We start from the raw sequence: 3,983 nt of genomic DNA, 5'->3' as shown, positions 1-3,983 counted from the left end.
GCCACCCCCGTAACTACCTGGCCCTCCTCGGCCTCGCAGCCGCACTCTGCTGCTACAAACGCCTCCTCAAACTGACCATGTAGGACACTGTCTTAGATGAACCAACGCTTCACTTGGCCGGACGAGCGGCTGATCAAGGCCGCTCAGGACGGCGACGTCACTTCGCTCACCACCGTTGTCATGGAATCGCAGCCTCATGTGCGCAGGTTCGCCATATCGCTGTGTTCCTCACCGCAGGACGCGGAGGACGCGGCGCAGGAGGCACTGATCATCCTCTATCGGAAGATCGGCACTTTGCGGGCCACTGACGCGCTTGCCTCACGGATGTTCCGGATCGTGCGCAACGAATGCCTCCGGCAGCTACGGCTGCTCGTCTCGCACGAGGCGACAGCCGAACCGGAGGCGACTGCGGAACCATCCGCCAAGGACGCGGTGCTGCACAGGCTGGAGGCGGAGCGCATAGCGGCTGCGGTCAGCGCCCTCCCCCGTGACCAGCGGCAGGTCTTGATCATGCGGGACGTACAGGGCCTGCCCGGCAAGACCGTCGCCGATTCGCTCGGCCTGAGCAGCGCCGCGATGAAGTCGCGGCTGCACAGAGCACGCGCAGCACTGCGTCAATCTCTAGCAGTGATAGACCAACCACTCAGTCAAGGCGCCGATCAGGAGCGCGATCAAGCCATCGACCAACCAGCCGGAGGAGTCTCACGACCGTGAACGTCGCGAACACAGTGACCCCGCACAGGGCGCGAAGGCCCAGGCCGCCGCACAGACCGCCGCGCCCGAGATGAGCTTCGCCAGCATGTCCGTCCCGCGCCATCTGGCGCGCGGCGCCTTCGACTTCGGTCTGATCATCGGCTCGATCGCCCTGGTGCCCGTCGCCGGCCCGGCCACCCTGCTGGCGGCCCCGTTGGCCCTGATCGCCTTCCGCGGCTGCCCTACCTGCTGGATGGCCGGCCTGGCGCAGACCATCTCCCTCAGCCGCCTGGAACGCCAGTGTGTGGACGGCGTCTGCACCCTCATCAAGGCACACCCGGCGGCGAAGGCCACGAACCAACCGACAGTCCATATCAACGTCCCGGCCGCTTCCCGGTGACCACTACCACTGATCATTCGGAATAACTCGTCCAGGAATCAGGAAATCCCCGTGAGACAGCCTGGGATCGGCAGGATGAGCCGAGCGAGTCAGCCCTGTGAAGAACCCCGGACCTTGTCCGGGACAGTCCCGGACAGTCCTTGGCCCTTGCTGATGGGTGCGGCTGGGTCCCGCGGGAGTGGAACCAGGGCAACCCTGGGGCCAAAGTTTCGGGCGCCGTTCCCCACGACGGCCCGTACGGCAAGTGCCCAAGCAGCATGACCAAAACCGGGTGGGTCACCCCGAACTGCGTGTACTACAACCGCCACGGCAGCAAGTGGTTCTCCACCGGCTGGGGCTGGATCCACTACAAGTACCTCCGCTTCCGGTAGGGCGAGCCCGGCCGTGCGTGCACCCGCTGACCAGACGGAGTGAGGGCCCCGGGCCTGATGCTCTGGACGGGCCTCGCAGTGCCGCCAGACCCCAGCCGATCCATCCCAGCCTGTCCATCCCAGCCTGCTCCCGGTCCCTCGGCGAGCGGATCGCGGTCCATCTGGTGCTGCAGCAGCTCCAAGGCGTTCTGGTCGGCCGAGCGCCGTCGCTCGTGAAGGCGCACCAACGCCGGCGTCGAGGAGCGTGACTTTCTTGTCGCCGCGGCCGAGGTACCTGCCATCGGCCATGTGGGGTGCCGCCGCGCGCAGCGCGAAACCGAACCGGCGGGGCTGGTAACAGCGTTACCCATCAGATACGGTGTTGCCGTGAACACGCCCTACCAGGACGCCCAGTGCGTCGGCCAAGCCGCCGTGCGCACCACGATCCTCGACCACGCCATAGACCTCCTGGTTACGGAGGGACCAGCTGCTCTGACGATGCGTCGGATCGCCACCCGGATCGGCGCCTCGACCAAGGTCCTGTACACCATGTTCGGCGGCAAGGAAGGTCTGGCTGACGCCCTCTACCGAGAGGGGTTCGCCCGGCTGCGGCGCGCGCAGCGGCATGTACGAGGTTCCGACGACCCGTTGGCCCACCTCAACGACCTCGCTGCCGCCTACCGCGCGCACGCCCTGGCCGAACCGGCCTACTACCGAGTGATGTTCGAGCAGGCCATACCCGGCTACCGGCCGAGCACCGATGCCCTGAACGCGGCCGAGACCGCCTTCGAAACCTCCGTGGCCGCCGTCCAGGCGTGCATCGGCTCCGGGGTGTTCCGGCCCGGAGACGCATACGAGATCTCCAAACTCTTCTGGGCGGCCGCACACGGGGCGGTGAGCCTGGAGATCGCCGGCCATTTCCCGCCGGAGACCGCGGCACACCGCTACGACACGTTGATGACGGCGCTGGGACAGTCGTTCCTCGCCGAGCAGGGACAAAGCAGGGACAAGGACTGACATGACGATCAACCGCTATCTGTCGGGGAGCTTCGCACCGGTCACCGAAGAGGTCACCGCGTTAGATCTGCCCTTCACCGGCCGGATCCCGGCCCACCTCAACGGCCGCTACCTGCGCACCGGCCCCAACCCGCTCGGCATCGAGGACCCCGCCGCCCACATCTGGACGCTCGGCGCCGGCATGGTGCACGGGGTCCGCATCCGCGACGGCCGTGCCGAGTGGTATCGCAACCGCTGGGTGCGCTCCGGCCCGGTCGCCGACCGGCTCGGGGAACCACGACGCGGGATCCCCTTCGACGAGCGCATGGACATGGCACCGAACGTCCAGGTCGCCGGGCTCGCGGGCCGCACCTTCGCCCTCATAGAAGGCGGGATACGCCCCTACGAGCTCACCTACGACCTCGACACGGTGGGTCCTTGCGAGCTCGGCGTGACTCCCGAGGGCTACAGCGCCAACGCCCACTCCATCTTCGACCCGCACACCCGCGAACTGCACTCGCTCGCCTTCCTCTACGGCTCGGAGCACGTCCAGCACATCGTCATGGACGAGACCGGCGCGGTGGTGCGGACCACACTGATCCACACGCCCGGCAACCCCTACATGCACGACTTCGCGCTGACCGAGCACCATGTGATCCTCTTCGACGCCCCTGTGCTGTTCAGCGCCGCACACCTCCCGACCGGGGTCCCCTTCGTCTGGGACGACTCGCACCAGGCGCGCGTGGGTGTCATGCCCCGCACGGGAGGCGAGGTGCGTTGGTTCGAGGTCGCGCCGAGCCTGGTGGGCCACACCCTCAATGCCTACGAGGACGGCACGAACATCGTCGTCGACATCGTCCGGCACCCCGAGGGCTTCAACATCAGAGACTTCGGCAACAGCCGCCCCACCCTGGACCGCTGGCGGATCGACCTCACCGCCGGAAAGGTACGCGAGGACCGGCTCGACGACCGCACCCAGGAGTTCCCCCGCGTCAACTCCCACCGCGTCGCACGCCCTTACCGCTACGGGTACTCGGCCGCCGTCGAGCTCTACGCCCCGCCCACCGGCCCCACGGACCCGCGGCCGGGCCCCGGGTTCACTAACGCCCTGCTCAAGCACGACGTGGTACGCGGCACGACCGAGGCGCACGAGTTCGGCCGGTTCGGAGCCGTCGGTGAGGGTGTCTTCGTCCCCGCGGAGTCACCCGTCGCCGAAGACGACGGGTACGTGATGGCGTACGTGCACGACCCCGAACGCGGCGCGGCGGACCTGGTGATCCTGTCCGCCCAGGACTTCACGGGCGAGCCGGTCGCCCGCATCCACCTGCCCGTTCGGGTACCGCTCGGGCTGCACGGCAACTGGGTCCCTGGCGACCCTTGGGGGCCGCGTCCGTAGCGCAGTGCCCCCTGGGCGGCCGTGGGCTGACGCTTCGGCAAGACGTGTCCCCTGCCGGGGGGGGGGGGGGGGGGGGGGGGGGGGGGGGGGGGGGGGGGGGGGGGGGGGGGGGGGGGGGGGGGGGGGGGGGGGGGGGGGGGGGGGGGGG

At 68.7% G+C, this 3,983-nt stretch carries 4 protein-coding genes; all 4 read left to right on the top strand.

Features of this window, described 5'->3' with window-relative positions:
• Nucleotides 1-96 precede the first annotated feature (96 nt).
• The 4 genes from AC07BS_RS35130 (at nt 97) to AC07BS_RS35115 (ending at nt 3,835) form a co-directional block, all read left to right on the top strand.
• A complete protein-coding gene (locus AC07BS_RS35130; protein ID WP_478935588.1) occupies nt 97-714 on the top strand; it encodes an RNA polymerase sigma factor in 618 nt (205 codons plus the stop codon).
• Nucleotides 715-799: 85 nt separating this feature from the next.
• On the top strand, nt 800-1,093 hold the full coding sequence (locus AC07BS_RS35125) for a hypothetical protein (RefSeq protein WP_478935587.1): 294 nt from the start codon (nt 800-802) through the stop codon (nt 1,091-1,093).
• 737 nt (nt 1,094-1,830) lie between these two features.
• Nucleotides 1,831-2,460: a TetR/AcrR family transcriptional regulator gene (locus AC07BS_RS35120; RefSeq protein WP_478650905.1), complete on the top strand. Its 630-nt coding sequence runs from the start codon at nt 1,831-1,833 to the stop codon at nt 2,458-2,460.
• Nucleotide 2,461: 1 nt separating this feature from the next.
• Nucleotides 2,462-3,835, top strand: a complete 1,374-nt coding sequence (locus AC07BS_RS35115; RefSeq protein ID WP_478935586.1) for a carotenoid oxygenase family protein — start codon at nt 2,462-2,464, stop codon at nt 3,833-3,835.
• The last annotated feature ends 148 nt before the right edge of the window (nt 3,836-3,983 follow it).

Source organism: Streptomyces sp. NPDC044063 (assembly GCF_056434285.1).
The sequence above is the reverse complement of the archived record's forward strand: the minus strand, read 5'-3'. Positions and strand labels throughout refer to the sequence as shown.